11 protein-coding genes, 1 tRNA gene and 2 pseudogenes are annotated in these 16,541 nt (G+C 39.3%); 7 read left to right on the top strand and 7 right to left on the bottom strand.

Annotated elements, in window-relative coordinates:
- Positions 1-28 precede the first annotated feature (28 nt).
- Positions 29-2,071, top strand: a complete 2,043-nt coding sequence (locus tag ACMHKJ_RS04920; protein ID WP_413492391.1) for a hypothetical protein — start codon at positions 29-31, stop codon at positions 2,069-2,071.
- Positions 2,072-2,180: 109 nt separating this feature from the next.
- On the top strand, positions 2,181-3,104 hold the full coding sequence (locus ACMHKJ_RS04915; RefSeq protein ID WP_413492390.1) for an alpha/beta hydrolase: 924 nt from the start codon (positions 2,181-2,183) through the stop codon (positions 3,102-3,104).
- A gap of 236 nt (positions 3,105-3,340) precedes the next feature.
- Here ACMHKJ_RS04915 and ACMHKJ_RS04910 read toward each other — a convergent pair whose 3' ends face one another.
- The gene (locus ACMHKJ_RS04910; RefSeq protein ID WP_413492389.1) at positions 3,341-4,393 is read right to left on the bottom strand and encodes a linear amide C-N hydrolase; all 1,053 of its coding nucleotides are present in this window, start codon (positions 4,391-4,393) and stop codon (positions 3,341-3,343) included.
- Positions 4,394-5,332: 939 nt separating this feature from the next.
- Here ACMHKJ_RS04910 and ACMHKJ_RS04905 point away from each other — a divergent pair.
- Both ACMHKJ_RS04905 and ACMHKJ_RS04900 read left to right on the top strand, forming a co-directional pair.
- Complete coding sequence (locus tag ACMHKJ_RS04905) at positions 5,333-5,683, top strand: phage holin family protein (protein ID WP_413492387.1); 351 nt, start codon at positions 5,333-5,335, stop codon at positions 5,681-5,683.
- A gap of 365 nt (positions 5,684-6,048) precedes the next feature.
- Positions 6,049-6,531 carry a TIGR02594 family protein gene (locus ACMHKJ_RS04900; protein ID WP_413492386.1) on the top strand — a complete coding sequence of 161 codons (483 nt, stop codon included), beginning with the start codon at positions 6,049-6,051 and terminating at the stop codon, positions 6,529-6,531.
- A gap of 92 nt (positions 6,532-6,623) precedes the next feature.
- On the opposite strand, the gene ACMHKJ_RS04895 is transcribed toward ACMHKJ_RS04900, so the two are convergent.
- Positions 6,624-7,730, bottom strand: coding sequence for a hypothetical protein (locus tag ACMHKJ_RS04895; RefSeq protein WP_413492385.1), 1,107 nt, complete (start codon positions 7,728-7,730; stop codon positions 6,624-6,626).
- A 1,349-nt stretch (positions 7,731-9,079) separates the two neighbouring features.
- On the opposite strand from ACMHKJ_RS04895, the gene ACMHKJ_RS04890 reads away from it, so the two are divergent.
- Positions 9,080-9,155, top strand: a tRNA-Phe gene (locus ACMHKJ_RS04890).
- Positions 9,156-9,591: 436 nt separating this feature from the next.
- Here ACMHKJ_RS04890 and ACMHKJ_RS04885 read toward each other — a convergent pair.
- Positions 9,592-10,195: pseudogene (locus ACMHKJ_RS04885) on the bottom strand (integrase domain-containing protein); the annotation flags it as partial.
- A 1-nt stretch (position 10,196) separates the two neighbouring features.
- Between ACMHKJ_RS04885 and ACMHKJ_RS04880 the strand changes: the two are divergent.
- Positions 10,197-10,643: pseudogene (locus tag ACMHKJ_RS04880) on the top strand (MFS transporter); the annotation flags it as partial.
- Between the two features lie 106 nt (positions 10,644-10,749).
- Here ACMHKJ_RS04880 and ACMHKJ_RS04875 read toward each other — a convergent pair.
- Positions 10,750-11,232, bottom strand: coding sequence for a cold-shock protein (locus tag ACMHKJ_RS04875; RefSeq protein ID WP_413492384.1), 483 nt, complete (start codon positions 11,230-11,232; stop codon positions 10,750-10,752).
- A 233-nt stretch (positions 11,233-11,465) separates the two neighbouring features.
- Here ACMHKJ_RS04875 and ACMHKJ_RS04870 point away from each other — a divergent pair, with 233 nt between their 5' ends.
- Positions 11,466-12,164, top strand: a complete 699-nt coding sequence (locus ACMHKJ_RS04870) for an RluA family pseudouridine synthase (RefSeq protein ID WP_413492383.1) — start codon at positions 11,466-11,468, stop codon at positions 12,162-12,164.
- A gap of 51 nt (positions 12,165-12,215) precedes the next feature.
- Here the strand turns inward: ACMHKJ_RS04870 and ACMHKJ_RS04865 are convergent, their stop codons facing one another.
- The 3 genes from ACMHKJ_RS04865 to ACMHKJ_RS04855 all read right to left on the bottom strand — a co-directional run bounded on the left by ACMHKJ_RS04865 (position 12,216) and on the right by ACMHKJ_RS04855 (position 16,539).
- Positions 12,216-12,755, bottom strand: coding sequence for a DUF2058 domain-containing protein (locus tag ACMHKJ_RS04865; protein ID WP_413492382.1), 540 nt, complete (start codon positions 12,753-12,755; stop codon positions 12,216-12,218).
- A 102-nt stretch (positions 12,756-12,857) separates the two neighbouring features.
- On the bottom strand, positions 12,858-14,039 hold the full coding sequence (locus tag ACMHKJ_RS04860) for a fimbrial protein (RefSeq protein ID WP_413492380.1): 1,182 nt from the start codon (positions 14,037-14,039) through the stop codon (positions 12,858-12,860).
- The gene (locus ACMHKJ_RS04855; RefSeq protein ID WP_413492379.1) at positions 14,029-16,539 is read right to left on the bottom strand and encodes a fimbria/pilus outer membrane usher protein; all 2,511 of its coding nucleotides are present in this window, start codon (positions 16,537-16,539) and stop codon (positions 14,029-14,031) included. The genes ACMHKJ_RS04860 and ACMHKJ_RS04855 overlap by 11 nt, the downstream gene beginning before the upstream one ends.
- Positions 16,540-16,541 lie beyond the last annotated feature (2 nt).

Genomic DNA, 16,541 nt, shown 5'->3' with positions numbered 1-16,541 from the left:
CTTATTTACTTATATGAGGAATGTTAACATGCTTTACCCTCCTTACTTGCCTCAAATGAATGATGGCGTTATTAACATTGAAGATATTCAGCTAACAAATAAAATTTATGTGGAGGTTTTGTTTTATTCCGATGCTCAGGCAGGTGACGAAATCAGATTAAAATTTGGAAATCTTAGTACCCAATTTTTTTTGGTAACAAATCCCACAACCAACTTCCCAATAATAATTGAATATGATGCGGATTTAATTAGTGATGGGAAATATCAGGTTAGCTATAGCTCTACTGATTTAGCCGGTAATGAAAATATATCGCCTATTTCGTGGGCAATCGTTGATAGATTCAACGAAGGAGTACTCCCGCCACCTATATTCATCGATGCTGATGGTAATAATCAAATAACTCAGGGGTCTATTAATTCAAATAACGGAACACATGTCAGTATACCAGCCTACCAAGGTATTAGCCCGGGAGAGGATGTTGATGTTTTTTATTGGACATTAGATGAAAATGGACAAAACGTTCCTGGTTCTCAGTACTATGTTAACCATACTATCATCAATGAAGATATTACTGATGGTTTTAATGTTTTAGTTCCTAAAGCCTATTTAAATATTATAAGCAAAGGAACTTGCCAGGCACGATACGTTGTAAAACGAAATGAAAACATAACAGAAAACTCCAAAATTGGAACAGCAATATTAAATTTATTACCAGTTGAAACGTTACCCGCTCCAGATTTTATAGATAATATTGATGGTTGGCTGACATCAAATGAAACTATCAATGGGATAAAAGTCCGTGGAGAATACCCTGGCATATCAATCAATGATAACATTGAATTATTTATTTTTGGGTTTGATATACAGGGTCAGGCCGTACCCGGAACTGATTTATCTCAAAAATTAATAATTAATTCCTCTAATGTTGAGCTGGGTTATTTTGATATAACATTCTCTAAAAACATTGCGACTCTCGTAGGATTAGGCAGATTTGATTCTTATTATACCGTTACCAAAAATGGTATTATATCCTCATCTTATTTTGGTAGTGTAAATATTGATGTAATAGACAATAAATTATTACCTCCCCCTCTGTTCACTCAGGCAACAAATGATATTTTGTCATTGGATGACATCACCGAAACTAATGGGGTCATTATTCAGATAAAATATGATACTTTAGCGATCAATGACAGAGTGACTGTTCATGTTTACGGACTCGATGAATCAAATAATCACGTACAGAATGCCACATGGCAGGCTTCGCACATTGTGTCATCTCAAAATGTGAGCGAAGGATTTATACAAGTTAAATTGCCATTAGAAAAAGCAATTTCTGTTGGTGATAATGGCCAGCTTTTTTCCAACTACTCTGTCCAATACAACAGCTCTCAAGGTTTCGATTATTCAGAAACATCAAAAGCAAAACTTAATATGATAACTAAACCTGACTTGCAGATGTTTTTGACTACCGGAGCGCCTCCCCATGATTATCATGCTATTCATGTTTATCCATTTAATCATGGTATCATCATTGGTTCGCCGGGATCCTCCGTTGCACTTAGCTGTGCCCGCCCGGCAGAATTTGATGAATCCGGCAGTAGTGATTATCGTGTCACGTTAAACGAAAGTGGCATAGCGCGCTTCAGGCTTTTATCACCCTCATCAGGCACTATTGTAGTAGGCGGATTTGTTGAATCCAATCCGGGCATTGAAGCAAGTGCTATTACCCAATTTAAATCCTATCACGATCAGCAGGGTAAATTTATTGCATGGGCTTCATCTACAAATGCATCCGCAGATGAAATCATGCCTTGTTCTATTTATTTAATTACAGAAAATGAAAGTTCACTTAAAAGACCAATTACTCAGGTCAGAGTCGTGGTATCAGGTAATGCTAAAATTGTCGGGTATCCCGGTCAAACAGCAGATATTTTACTTAATAGTGACCATTCAGTTGAAATTGATATTATCAATTCTGTTGAAGAAAAGATCACAGCCACACTTACTTTACCTGAAAGTTCAGGATCTATTATTTCCGCCGACCTGCTTTTTGTAAAAAGGTATTAATTTTACTGTATCTTATTCTATAAAAAATTGATGTACCCATGGAAAATAACACTACAATGAAATAGACAGCACATCTGCAACAATAATTATTATTAACTAAGGACATTATATGAATAAAAACTATGACCTTGAGGATTTAGCTAATTTTTATTACAACATGTTTTTCTCAAACCTTATTAATGATCTTCACGGAATACTAGCCGGCCCTGATTCTTCAATTACTAATAAAGATAGAGATTGGTACCGACTGCAACAAAAAGAACTATTAACAATACCTTATGAATCACCTGGGGGAAAACGGTATGAACTTTTTGCTGACTTAATAAAGAATGTGAGCAATCAGAAAAAAACATTAATTTTACTTCATGGATTTTCGGGGAAAGCAGATAATACCGGAGCATGGGTGAAGCAGTTCTATGAATTAGGTTTTGATATTTTAACACCTGACTTAAGGGGGCATGGACGAAATACAGAGCTGAACCGAAATTTTGGGCTCCATGATAATGAAGATCTATTAAAATGGATCAATAAAATTGTAACAATATCGCCCGGCCATGATATTGTTTTAATGGGAATATCAATGGGGGCGGGTACCATGTTACAAACCATGTCTTCAGATACAATCTTATCAAATGTGAAAGCAGCTATTAGTGATAGTAGTTATCGCTCAACTGTTGAGTCTCTTATTATCAATATTGGTCTGGTACTTCCTTTTCTTTCTTATGAAGATATATTAGCTGTTAAAGATGTCGTTAATGATTTGTTATTTAAAGACCAATTAATTAAATTGGAAGATGGATTGACGATAGATAAAATAACCCATAGCTCATATATCCCCTTGTGTAGTATTAGTGGAAGATATGACCCTCTCGTTTCACCTGAAGTAACACAAAATATTATAGATGCACATAATAACCCTAAGGATATGGTTTTTATTTGTGATAATGCAATTCATCAAAATAGTATTGCAACAGATAATAAAAAATACCGTGACTTCATCCATAACTTCCTGAAGAATTCTGGTGTGATTTAAATATAATAATTTATTTTTGTAATAGTTTTTTAATAAAAAGGCATAGTTTCATACATTGAAGCCATGCCTTTATTTAAAGTAAGTAACTAATTAATAATGATTAAATTGATACTTTAAAAAATAATGACTATAGTCCCGTAATGAATATTCATCACTTAGCTCTGGATTACAATACATATGGTAAAATTCATGCGCACCTTGAATACAAAACTTATCAGTATATTCAGGTCTCGTTATTATTTTGGTTCAATATATTCAAATGGTGGTAATATTGGCAGTTCCAATATTTGAGCATTAACTTTGTCAAAATCAATTTTTCGGAGATCCAGAGCACGAAAACGCATATTATTGTATATACGTAAAGCAAAAACGCCATCAGTAAGATTTTTAATAGCAGCCCAACGGGTCACATCAACTTTTCCATCAGTAGGTTCATTAGCATTTTCTGTATCTAAAATCATTCCCGGGGGATGATCTATACTGTTTAGCATATGAGTTACAGCATTGAATGCATCATCAGCATTTTCTTGTTCAATCAAATAATGCTTTTGATACGCTGTACGAATAAAGCGCCCGACTGAACTGCTTTGATTTGGAATGCATAATGCTCCCCCTCCCTCATATGGAGATACTTTATGCTCTCCCATTATAAATGACTTTTGAGTATAAGGGTGTATAAATGCATAGTTATTTAAATTCTCTAAGTGCCAATCAAACCAAGGCTCATTAGTTGAAACGCCGACAAGATTGTCTGAAATTAACATATTTCCATCCTTGAATTCAATTACAATTGATTGACCAGTATTATCTACAACAGCAAGATAAAATGGAAATAAAGCATCAAGCCCCGGATACCAACAAACATGGTGATTAGGTAATTTTTCTTTAACTTCATCAACAGTTGCGTAGTTAGCTAACACCCAATGACACAAAAAATGCACTCTGATATCACTATTTTCATCAGCAGGCTTTTGATATTTAGTTCCCGGCATATACAAAAAACCCGCACTTAAGCCTTTTTCATTCATACCATCTACAATAATATTCCGTAAATTAACGCCTTTAATTTCATTTATGGATGGTAAGCTATTAATATTTACACCAACATAGCCATAAACAGAACTTTGAGATTCTATTCCTTTATTATGAGTAAGAGATACATGTTTATTACTCAGTGGCTTATTTCTCGGATGTATGTAAAAAGCAGGTGGCAGTAACAGCTCATTGTCCATTGAGCGCCCTACAATTACTGCATTATTTTTCGTTTTGATATGAAAATTCGTACACATTTGAACCTCTCAATATTTATATTATCGAAGTGAGAATCACTAGCTTGGCTTAATGTAATATATAGTCTTACTTAATATAATGTCAATTTACATTGGTGATAATTAGGCTATTACAACTTTCCCGGGTAAAATTGTCATGACAAACGATAATAAACTTATTTTTATTGTTATAAATAATGACACAAATAAATAGAGTAATTGCGGATTATTTATTGACAATAATAAAAATACGTAAATTTTATGTTTTTAATAAAGCAATATATTTTTTGGATTTATCATCTCATATATCAATAAACCTTAGCTCAACCCATGAAGTGTGTCATTACAAATGATAAAACATAAACATTAGAATCACTCGGATAATTTGTTTATACATCCAATCAAAAAAAATCAATTGATTGATAATCACGTAATGTGTTATTGAAATAGGTTGCATATCCCAATCTATGCACTATAGTTATTTACATATTAATTGTTGTTATTTCCATATAACAAGCATCAGATAGTTAATGAATTTCTTTTAGATTATTCCAATGATTAGAAAGATAATTATTTTTATAGATTATTGATTGTTTTTGTGTGAATATAAAAATCAGATTACAGATATTGGGCGATGTTATTGTGAATACTTGCATAATGAGTTTATTATTTAAATACGCAACAAACGAGTCAGGCATACTCAATACTTTTGTTTTTCATAATAACTTATGATTATTACCAATTATTATTTAACCAAATTACATTATTTAAAAATCAGCCAATTGATACATTCTATAACTACGGTAATCAGATTATATTAGTACGTGCTGTATATTTTTTGCATTACAATCTTCGATAATGAATTGCACTTAGGTTGGTATTTCAATAATTATAGTGATTAGCTACTCATTATACTGGTGTTAATCACAGAACACTCCAAAAGGAGTAAGATATGAGTGTATGCCAAATAAATTCGAGTGGTGGGAGCAAATATTACATTGGCTGCAAAATGCCCTCCCTTTTATTGGTGGTTTTTTTATGTCAGCAACAATTTCTTATATCAGGGAGCGCAGAGAAGGATCCTGTCGACGACAATCGCTGGGTGAATCGATAACATGCGGACTTTTAAGTGTGGGCGCTATTCGGCTAATCGCCTGGCAATTCACCCGGAGTGGAGATGATGAATCATGGGTTATTCTGGCTGAGTTTTGTGGTGTAATGATCGGCTTTCTTGGAACTAAAAAACTGTATGCGCTGTTTGATGGCGCTGTGCAAATTTTTAAAAATAGGTTTGGAGATAAAAATAAATAATTTTAAATTGACGTAGTCTAAAAAACATTACTCCATGTTTGATCAACGTCATCCAAAGGGTATAATAATTTTTTCAAAACCACGCCTTATTTTAAAATTATGTTAACTCCACAGAATAGCCAGAGCATATTAATATAAATGGACCAATAATGATAGCTCATCTATATTTAATCATCAACCATATAATTATGGCTGAATAAAAATTTATACAATTTCATCAAATCACTTTCTGTATAGTGATTTGTTGTGACCTTTTAATCTATCTTATTATGAGCTAATCAGTCCTATTTGAAATAGCAATAACTTAATATTCTGTATCCGGGTAATCCGACCAGATAAAAATATAACATTTAAAGGAGTCACCCGTGAATGAACCTAAATGGCTTATTGCAGCCAGAGGAGAAATCGGCATATCTGAACATACTCCCGCGGGCTCAACATCAATAGACCAGATGTGGCGTGATAGTAAATTATCAGGTTTAGTTGGTACCGCAAAATCAGTGCCTTGGTGTGCCGGTTTTGTCAATGCCATGCTGGAACGCTCAGGTATCCGCTCTCCACGTAAAGACAGTTCCGGATCTTATGATAATTTTGGGCAAAAATTAAGTGAACCTAAGTACGGCTGTATTGTCCGTTTTTCTCGTTCTGGTGGCGGGCATGTTGGTTTTTGTGTTGGTAAAACTGAAAATGGATCATTACTTATTTTAGGAGGTAACCAATCCGACTCGGTTAACATCAAGTCATTTGGCACAGATCGGGTAATAGCTTACCGTTGGCCTGACGACATTGCGGTTGATAATCGACCTCTGCCAACAGGAACTGCCGTATTGTCAGTAAAAGAATCATAATATGGACAAATATGATGAGTATGTAGCTTATCTCTCATAACTAACACAATAAAAAGCCACTTCCCCATATAGGCTAAGTGGCTATAGTTATATTAATTTCTTGCCGGTGGAATCACATCAACCAAATATTTACTCACATTCGCATTCGCATTTGTGTGTGATTTACCATCCTCAATTAAATTCAATGAATACTTAATTTGGACAGATCCTTCTCCGATAGCATTAAAAAATGAGGAAGGAACCGCTCTGGTAATAGGATTAAATGTCTTTGCTTTATTATCAAAATCAGTATCTGCTTTTAACGTATAAAACTGAGGCGAACCAATTTTATCCCCTTTTTTATTAAATCCTTGCAAGGAAATTAAACCTGTTTTTTCTTCATTTATCGTCGCATCTGCATCGTTAAGTTTTGGCCACTCATTTATTTTCAGAGTTATGCCTCTATCAGACATTGACTTATTTATGTACCCTGTTTGCTCAGCTTCAACAATAACGACAGGACCTAAATCCTGAAGTTCTGCAGCGCCCCCTCCATCTACCCGTTCAATATTTACCACTGTAATATGTGAGAATTGCGCATTTTTCACACCATCAACAAGATAAAATGAAATATCATGCTCACCATTTTCTAACATACCTTCATCTATTTTTAGAGAGTAGATATCTGTTCCTGCATTTATGTGATACGACGAGACTGCATTTTCCCAGCAAAAATAAAGTTCGGAATCTTCACTTGCTGCTATGTTAGCGTAGACATAAATACCTTTTTCAACATCACTATCATCGATAGAGCCATCTAACATTGCAGGAACATTGGGTTTTGCCAGAAACTTAGCAGGACTGACAAATTCAAGTAAAACCGGGTTAGAATCAACGTCATCAATAGTAGCAATAACATCTACAATTACAGGTGTTGGGGATGGTATTGCAGATAAATAATATTGTAATTCTAAAATACCATTTTTATTACTTTGTGCAGTTTCAGATACAATGGTAGCAGTTATTAATTCAGACTCCTCTCCAAGGTCATCTAAAAACTTCAGAGTACCTACAGCATTTTCAACAGCCTTTCCATCTGCATCCTTTACCGTAACATAAAATGTATTTGAAATATGTCCCCACTCACTTTCAGGCCATTGGTTTGTTGCAACATTTAACTCTACGCGACTTACATCTCTTTTTTCCAGATTTTTTTTCATTGATACACCCTCATTGTAAAATGATACTGTTTTATTGCGATAAATACAGGTTATGAGAATAAGTCACCCTGATCGTTTAAATTAATTAACTCTGAATATTAATTTTCATTCTAATCTAATAACCAAGAAGGAAAACAATAATAAATAATTATGCCATATCATATTCAATCCCTTCGTTCACCTTATAAATACAACGTGAAATTGATATAGTCATCATGAGTTTATTTATAATATTAAGTATCATGTATTTTAAATTAACAATGATTTATTATGAACCATCGCTATAATTTACATTTAGGTAATAGCAATATACAATAAATGAAAATAATTATTTAAACCCATTACTAGCCCTCCACCGACCACAGCGTAAAGGATTAATTTAAATAATAAAAATACTTAATACGTGAAATTATCTTTTTTATCTTAAGTGCTTTTATTTATGATATTCAAAACAGAACAGCATATCTTTACGCATATCATAAAACCCATTACACTACCTTTAGCTTTCATGTTATTAAAACTCACGCCACAACATTAACATACAAAAAATTTCGCTATAAAATAAATAGAACAATGATCTACTTGTGTTATTTATAAAAATAATTAATTTATTTAACCCGGGGATTGTCATCATGAACTATCAATATGCCTACTGATATATACCCAACGTCATTCAGGATGCAGGCGGAAAGTATACATGAATATGTGACCCGGCTGGCGTTGTTCCGCCAACGAACCTGCAGTTTGAATAAACAAGGGTATACATATAATGTCGACATGTGACATCAGGTAACCCCACTTATAGCCAGAGGATCGTCACGTATGTATACTTTTAAATTAACACTCTTAGTGTTTATTTTTTTAGTTGATACCGCATGGGCTGGAAATACAGAAAGTAGAGATGTTTGTAATAGCATTCCATCAGAGTGCATTATTAATGGTCAGATAAATACAGAGTGTATATGTAAAATATGGTGTCTTGAAGGATGTGGTGGGAGTGCATGTAATTGTGACATACTTCCTTTGAAAATAAATGCCCTCTTACCAAAACTCAGTCACACAAAAATACATACAAAAAAATACGTACTTGTTCCTGCAAAATTAAAACCAAACCAAGCATGCTATCATTTTGTAAATCAGCCACAGTGCCCGGTGTTTTAGTAACGCAAAACGAGCTCTCCGCATAGCAGGGATATCTGACTCAATATCGGAATCATTGGGTGTACTGCCGTAAAAACAATCCGGTCTGATTAAAAACTAAATAAATCGCAGAAAAAACCGTCACTTGACACAGTTTTAATGAAATAGGATTGACGCTCAGGACAGAATCAGGTTTAATACGTCCCGTTGCCCGGATAGCTCAGTCGGTAGAGCAGGGGATTGAAAATCCCCGTGTCCGTGGTTCGATTCCGCGTCCGGGCACCAATTAATTCAGAACCGGCTTGTCAGTTAAACATGATGTTATCCTGACAGGTGCGAAAAAGAGCAAGGTAAAACATAACGTAGCATTGTTACTCGTGTTTGAAAAAGCTCTCAAGAAAACAGACTTGTTCGCGCAAGTCTGTTTTTTTATGCGTGCGAGTTTTACAGATCTTCTCCGTTAAAGTCAAACTTAGTCTGTTCATTCCTCCTTTAAGGGCTACATCAGCTCTGTTTACCTCCCGGAATAAATCAGCTTTTACAACGGGTTTGCGGTTTTTTTCTGTATCATGAGACATCCCTGTCCGTTAAAAAACGGGGATATCTCCCGTAGGAAAATCCCCCGCACGGGTTAATATAAACATCACATTTCGGCTGTTGCCAGTGACAACGAATTAGCCGCCTGATGCTAATTTGCCTGTGCTGACAGAGCTATCAGAAACTATATTCCGCTTTCAGAAGATTTCGTGTAAACGCTGACGACATAGCGCCCGTCACCGTGCCCGAGATCCATTGACACCATCGCGCTGACTTCCTTTTCACTCATGCCACTGCGTGTGTGGAATGCCATCGCGTCCACCGCCCGGGCATAGCGCAGACTGTGCGGTGCCGATTTGCCGGTCAGCCCGGCTTTGCGGGCCATATTCCGGTAGCGGTCAATAGCTGATTTCAGATCCGGCCGTTCTGCACAGCCGCCACCTTCAGGGCATTATTCACTGCGTACAACATTTTTCTCTGTCGATCACCGTCGTATCACGTGGCCTTCCACCTTTTGTGCCGAATACTACGCGAACCCTCGCCTCTCCGCGCAGCAGCGCCGCCGCTACACCAGCGTCCTGTATTTCTGCACAGGAAACCGCAGCGAGATAGTGCTCCGCACTGATGGCAATCTTAGTACCATCCCGGCTCCCACCGGACAATCCGAGGGCTTTATTACTAAGTTTCTCATGCTGCGGATCGGCCAGTTTTCCCCGACCGGCAACGGCTAAAATATTTCTCACCGCCACCATCTCATTTTGCAGCGTGCGTTTTGAAATCCCCTCAGCCTATTCTATTCCGTGGGCTTTATATACCTTTCTGGCGGATGCAGACGAAGTTTTTACCGGACGGCGCCGGGAGGGGATTTATGCCGGTCCGATGACGTTTGCCGGTAAAATCTCACGTTCGGTTATCGTGTTTTCAGTGGGGGCTACTCTGACACATTTTGGCTTTCAGCCTAAGTCACATATACAACCGGAGAGTGCTGTTAATGCAATCTCCCTGATCTTTTTTAGCGGAGTTACCCTTCTTGCTCTGATCGCCATTTTCTTTAGCTGCCAGATGACGCTTAACCGTAAAACACATCAGATTGTGTTAGATGAAATTGTGCGGATCAGGCAGGGCGGAAAAATTAAAGATGCCCGGCCAGAGGTCCGCAAAACAATCGAAACGCTGGTGGGCTGGCCATATGAGCAGTGCCGTGGGAACAATATAATTTGCAAAAAAATGCAATAAGGCGCTCATTACCCGTGTGTATAGCAGCCGTATGCCCGGCATACTAAGATCAGTAAACAATACCGGGACCCGGCTGATAAACAGCCGCAGGCAGCCCCGGATAATGTCAGACGCCGAGCAATTTCACGGTAGCATCCACATCAATCTCATCTTCCGAAAAGATCAGTGTTGTTCCCTGGAAAGTGGTGATCGCCAGTTTTTTCAGTGAGCGCATTTCATCCGGCGCAGTAGTTAATTTGGGTCTGATGCTGCTCATCAGTACCCCGACTGACAGGACGGTCTTCTCTTTATCAATTGTGGAGTCAACAGGCACTTCTTCACTGTAAATCAGGTAGGATTTGATCGATGTAAGTTTAATGCGCTCACCCGCGATATAGATGTATTTGCTTTCCGGTATAACTTTTACGGAATAGGCGGATAAGCCTTTGTTATTTGTCGTGGGCTCAAAAGTGACTGCTGCATCTTTTTTTATCAGCTCAGGGTTGGCGACCTTAACCTCATGAAAATAACGGTTATCACCATTTTCATCTTTGATAAACCCAAAACCCTTATCTTCGAACCACGTTGTGATTGTTCCGTTCATCGCCATTACCCCTGCTTAATCATTTATATACTCAGTTTTTGCAGCGCGCAGTATAAAGCACATTGCCTGTGCAAACCATGTCTTTGGTTTATACCCTTATTCATTCAAACTGCAGGTTCGTTGTCTGCATCCTGAATGACGTTGGGTATACATCAGGATGATGAATGCCCGGCAGTCACTGTCGCCAGCCGGCTTAAAATTCGCTATCATCCATTTCCGCTCTTCAACCGGATAGTCTGATGTCTGCAATTATTGATACTTTTATTGCCCCGCCGTGTCATAACGAGATCGGGATAATCCTGCAAGACGATCATCTGGTGATTATCAATAAACCCGCAGGACTGCTCAGTCTCTCGGGAAAAAACCCGCAAAATCTTGATTCAGTGCATCACCGGCTGGTACAACTATTTCCGGGCTGCACCCTGGTTCACCGTCTGGATTTCGGCACTTCCGGGCTGATGGTGATTGCCCGCAATAAAGCAGTAAACGCCGCTCTCTGCCAACAATTTAGTCAGCGCACAGTGTCCAAGGTATACCGCGCACTGCTCTGCGGACATCTGAGCGACGATGAAGGCATGATAGATGCCGCGATTGCCAAAGACCCTGCGCTATTTCCGCGGATGTCTGTCTGCGCAATCCGTGGCAAGCCCGCCCTCTCGCACTACCGGGTCATTGAGCGCTTTTATCATAAGTCAGAAGACGGAACATTACTGCCCGTGACGCGGGTAGAGCTAACCCCGGAAACCGGGCGCACCCATCAACTGCGTATTCACTGTCAGTTGCTGGGACATCCTATTCTGGGCTGCGACCTTTATGGCGGGCTCCTGCAACCCGGGACAGAAAAGATACCCCGGCTGATGCTGCACGCCAGTGAGCTTAATTTTGTTCATCCCGTCAGCGGAGAGCCAATTAACGCCCAAAATGCCGGCACGTTCTGACAGCAAACGTATTTATAATCATACTGCCGCAAAAAGCTTATATATGCGCCATTACCACATCAAATCATCAGGCACTTTAAAATCAGCATACGGATCATCTTCATCTTCCGCTTCCTGACTAAGTGCATTATTTAATACAATACTGTCCGCATCCCGCTGCATAATTTTATCAGCAACACTCGCGGGGATAATAGCGTATTCACTCACGTCACTGTTATCTATAACCAAACGGGCAATGGCGAGACGACCGCTGATCAGCTGAGCCTGAGTCACCTTATCCACTACCACTTTTTTAATCAGATTATTATCTGTGAAGTTAAAACTAATATCGCCTCTTGAAATGTTGATTCTGTTCATTTCAATAAGCTGTTTTACCTGCGCTTTATATTCTTTAGATAACGCAGCTTGTTTCTGTTGGTCACTCAGCTGTTTATCACGCTCAGATTGTACTTTTTTGTTTTCTTCCACCGCTTCTCTTGCTTCACGCGCCTGAACCCGTGATTTTTTAGCGGTTCTCTGGACTTTAGCTACTTTTTTGCTGGTTACCAGACCGGCTTTCAGCATCTGCTCTTGTAAGGTGAGTTTTGTCATTTTCGTTTCTTTTTCGTTTCGGAACCGATTGAATAATGTTCGGGATTATACCTGTAATTTTTGGTGCTGTACCACGTTGCTGAACCTGGCAAGGCAATGGTTTTACCGGTATATCAGTGTAAACCCGGCGGTCGTCTGAATTTTACCTTCCCGGATTTCAGGTGCAACCTGATAATAACGTCCACTGACAGAAAAATGATAAACGCCTCTGATTATCTCATGGCTGTTTTCCACATCCCACTGAGTATCATCATCAATATAAACCGGCGCATCCGTACCGAGTGGCTTAATATTATTATCAATTAATACCTGAACACCGACACCTTTTGCTGCATTTTGTCCGGTCAGATTATTGAGTAAAACCCCCTGACGCCGCAATGCACCCGATGCTTCATTTCCGGCGATAGCCTCAAAAACAGATGCACGGATATTATGAATAACATTCGTACCCGCGCAATCGATATACACATCCACACTCTGTGCACCATTATCGCCATAAGCGGTACTGCCTGTTCCGGAAAACTGAGCAGAGCTGACTTTGCCGAGACTCAGAAGTTGCTCCCGGTTGGAAAACCGGTAACGACAGGACTCTTTCATGTATTTAACAGAAACATTGCTGTTTTTTTTCAGCGGAATAGTCCAGCGCCCGTCTAATTCAATGGCACCGCTGCGGTTATATATTGAAATAGCAACAGGATAAGGTGAGTTAACATTTACCGGCAGATAAGCAAGCCCGTTATTGTCATCCGGCTGTTCATTGGTTCTGACCAGTGTCACTTTAACGCCCAGTGCAAACTGCGCCGTCGCGGTACAACTGATATCAATATCTGATGCGCCGGTGGTGCTTATTTTACTGTACCGGGTAATAACCGGATTAACATATGTCCCTGAAAATGCGCCGCCGATATCCAGCCGGTAACCAATCCCCGGGATATTTGACTGAATAATGGCATAGCCGTCTTTCTCGCCCAGAACAGTACCAATTCCTTCTGCAGTCACTGATGCGCGGTACGTTTCACCTTTTGTACACTTAAACCTGGGCGATGAATAACTTGTATGGAAATGCGGAATATATTCGGTTTCAATTAATCGCCCGCTGGTATCACGGATAGGCTCACCAAACCCGTAACTACCTGAATTAAATACGCCGATAGTGGCACGAATATTTGTCGCTCCCCGCCAGACCGGGGCAACGTGCCCCTTAATATCAGTAATGGTGCTGAATGCTGATACCTGCATGCTGATAATCATCAATAACAGGGAAAACAAACAGTTAATTCTCATGATTAATCACTCCGCAGGTAACTGTGATGACTGACACTTTATCATTCATAAGGTATTTCTGATTGATTGCATTCAAATCTACCTCACACTGACCACCATCAGCCGAATTCGTATCCACCAGAATTTTTGTCAGTTTCTCATTCAGATTCAGAAAGATTTTCCCGCCCTGTCCGACAAACGTTAGCGGCGTATTATCATTACTATAGACAGTGGCGCCAAGAGACAATGCATGCCCTTGTTCATCTGTGGCTTTCAGAACGACCGGCGCACCAATCCGTGTATCCAGTGTCACAAACACCGCACTGCCGGAACGCGGGATAACCATTCGCTTTGATTCTTCAATGGTGTAATTCTGCCCCAGATCTTTGGTTTCCACGCCGATTAAATTCTTCCGGTAAGGCACTAAATTCGGCTGGATAGCATAACCGGCGCTGTTAGTTGTTGTATCCGCACCAATAACCTGCGCATTTTCAACACCTTCCGCCTTAATAACAGCGAATGAACTTCCCAGCGTATTGGAGAATAAAATTCCCCCACTGTGACCGACTATTGCCCCGGAAGCACTTAAACTCAATGTTTTGGCGTCAGGATAATGGCTGTAATCCGAAGAAAAATCCGCAAATGATGTTTTATAACGCGCTCCGGCAGTTGCATACCGGTTTGCTTCACCGTCATATCGGTCCTGACCGGCAGATAACGAATAATCAAGATTTTCATTCAGCCGTCCGCTGACACCGGCACCAATATTGCGGGTACTGTCTGAAGAGAGGTAATTACTGGTCAGATAGGTGCTGTCACCGACAGAAAGCGGGATACTCAGTGACAGTGAGAAAAGCGTATCTTTATTATACTGGTTATCTGTTTTTTGTAATGACGCAATAACACCGGCATCAAAAACCGTTGCTGAGTAAGAGAGAGTATATTGTTTACTGCTTGCTCTGCTGTTCCAGTAATCCGCCGTTGAACCACTCATACTGATACTGCCGGTGTTATAAGGCAGGCGCTGACTCATTGATAATGTATATTGGGTTTTCAGTTTATACGCATTATTTTGCTGCTGGTCATCATATTGATAATACGCATCATTTATCTGCATCGCGTTATAAACACTGATGTAGTTCTTAGAATCAAACTGTATAGAAGACAGGTTTATATAGGTTTCTGTTGCCGCAAATGATTTACTGTAACTGAGTTTATAGGCGCTCCCTTCAAGGGTTTTATCCGCATCGTTCAACTGAGCTTTTGCATGAATAACTTCACCATTAAATGCACCAACGGGTGTATTTACCGTCATACCTGCCGCGCCGGATAAATAATCATTACTGACCACCGTTCCCAGAGAAGCCGATATCCGGTTATTAATACCATAGCGCAATGACGCATCCGTCACAGGATCACCAAAGACACTATTCCGGTAACGTAATTTACCCACACCAATATCAAAGTCTAATTTTCCCGGGCGGGTAAATGACAGCCCGCTCTGAACCGGAATATTCATTTTTTGCACATCACCACCGGCCCCGATAATATCAACGCGCAAATCACCTGAATAATAGAGCGGCAGCAGATCGCTTATTTCAAAAGGTCCGGCAGGAACAACTGTGCTGTAAATTTCTGTGCCGGAGTCCGCAAGGTACACTTTTACCTGCGACTGTGTTTTGGCTATTCCCTGAATAACCGGCGCAAAACCGGTTTCTCTGCTGAATAACATACTATTATCATTACGTAATCTGACACCACGCAATGAACTGCCATTAGAAAATACAGAGCCGGAATAAAAATCACCCAGCGTCAGTTTTCCTCTGACACTATCAATATCCCGTTCAAGCCAGGTCATTACCGCTGAATATTTATCATCATTAATCTGACTGTCATGGCGCAGCCGCCATTTATAAAAATTAATACCTGAGTTTAATGTTAATGAATCGGCGGTATTTTCATAACCTTCAGCACGGGTGGTATAGCGGTTATAAAAATAGTTACTGAATATGACTGAATTACCTTCATCCCAATTTTTCGGGTTACTTTCCGGCGGGACGGGTTTAAGTAAGTCGCGTTGCGGAACAGAAACAGAAAGTTGCTGTTTATTGAAAATAAATTCGAAAAATGATTCGGGGATCAGGTCTGATAAATAAGAACAGCTATTTTCATCCTGTGTTTCGTATTTCTCATGATACAACTGAACAAATGAATCGGTTAACCCCATAGAATCAATCAATTCAGGTATTAAACAAAGCTGTAATTTCTCATCTTTACTTTCCAGTTTAACAAGAAACTGGCCGATGTGTTGTTCATTAATATAAACATCCGTACTGTATAATCCCGGCATCTGATCATTATCAGTCGCCAGCACACGCAAATCGACATCGTCACTAACCGCGTAATTTTTAATAAATGCGGGGTTAAATTCATAATCGTCGTCACTATCGTCAGCCAATACCACACTGCACGGCAGCATGACTGAGGATAAAATAACCGGCAGATAAATAAACCATTTCATGA

The organism is Morganella psychrotolerans, assembly GCF_965118875.1.
In the GTDB taxonomy this organism is placed as follows: domain Bacteria; phylum Pseudomonadota; class Gammaproteobacteria; order Enterobacterales; family Enterobacteriaceae; genus Morganella; species Morganella psychrotolerans_C.
The sequence above is the reverse complement of the archived record's forward strand: the minus strand, read 5'-3'. Positions and strand labels throughout refer to the sequence as shown.

Bases quoted from the DNA above. Each gene is read 5' to 3' on its own strand.
- ACMHKJ_RS04920 (WP_413492391.1), top strand. From the start codon at position 29: ATGCTTTACCCTCCTTACTTGCCTCAAATGAATGATGGCGTTATTAAC.
- ACMHKJ_RS04915 (WP_413492390.1), top strand. From the start codon at position 2,181: ATGAATAAAAACTATGACCTTGAGGATTTAGCTAATTTTTATTACAAC.
- ACMHKJ_RS04910 (WP_413492389.1), bottom strand. From the start codon at position 4,393: ATGTGTACGAATTTTCATATCAAAACGAAAAATAATGCAGTAATTGTA.
- ACMHKJ_RS04905 (WP_413492387.1), top strand. From the start codon at position 5,333: ATGCCAAATAAATTCGAGTGGTGGGAGCAAATATTACATTGGCTGCAA.
- ACMHKJ_RS04895 (WP_413492385.1), bottom strand. From the start codon at position 7,730: ATGAAAAAAAATCTGGAAAAAAGAGATGTAAGTCGCGTAGAGTTAAAT.
- ACMHKJ_RS04875 (WP_413492384.1), bottom strand. From the start codon at position 11,232: ATGGCGATGAACGGAACAATCACAACGTGGTTCGAAGATAAGGGTTTT.
- ACMHKJ_RS04870 (WP_413492383.1), top strand. From the start codon at position 11,466: ATGTCTGCAATTATTGATACTTTTATTGCCCCGCCGTGTCATAACGAG.
- ACMHKJ_RS04865 (WP_413492382.1), bottom strand. From the start codon at position 12,755: ATGACAAAACTCACCTTACAAGAGCAGATGCTGAAAGCCGGTCTGGTA.
- ACMHKJ_RS04860 (WP_413492380.1), bottom strand. From the start codon at position 14,039: ATGAGAATTAACTGTTTGTTTTCCCTGTTATTGATGATTATCAGCATG.
- ACMHKJ_RS04855 (WP_413492379.1), bottom strand. From the start codon at position 16,539: ATGAAATGGTTTATTTATCTGCCGGTTATTTTATCCTCAGTCATGCTG.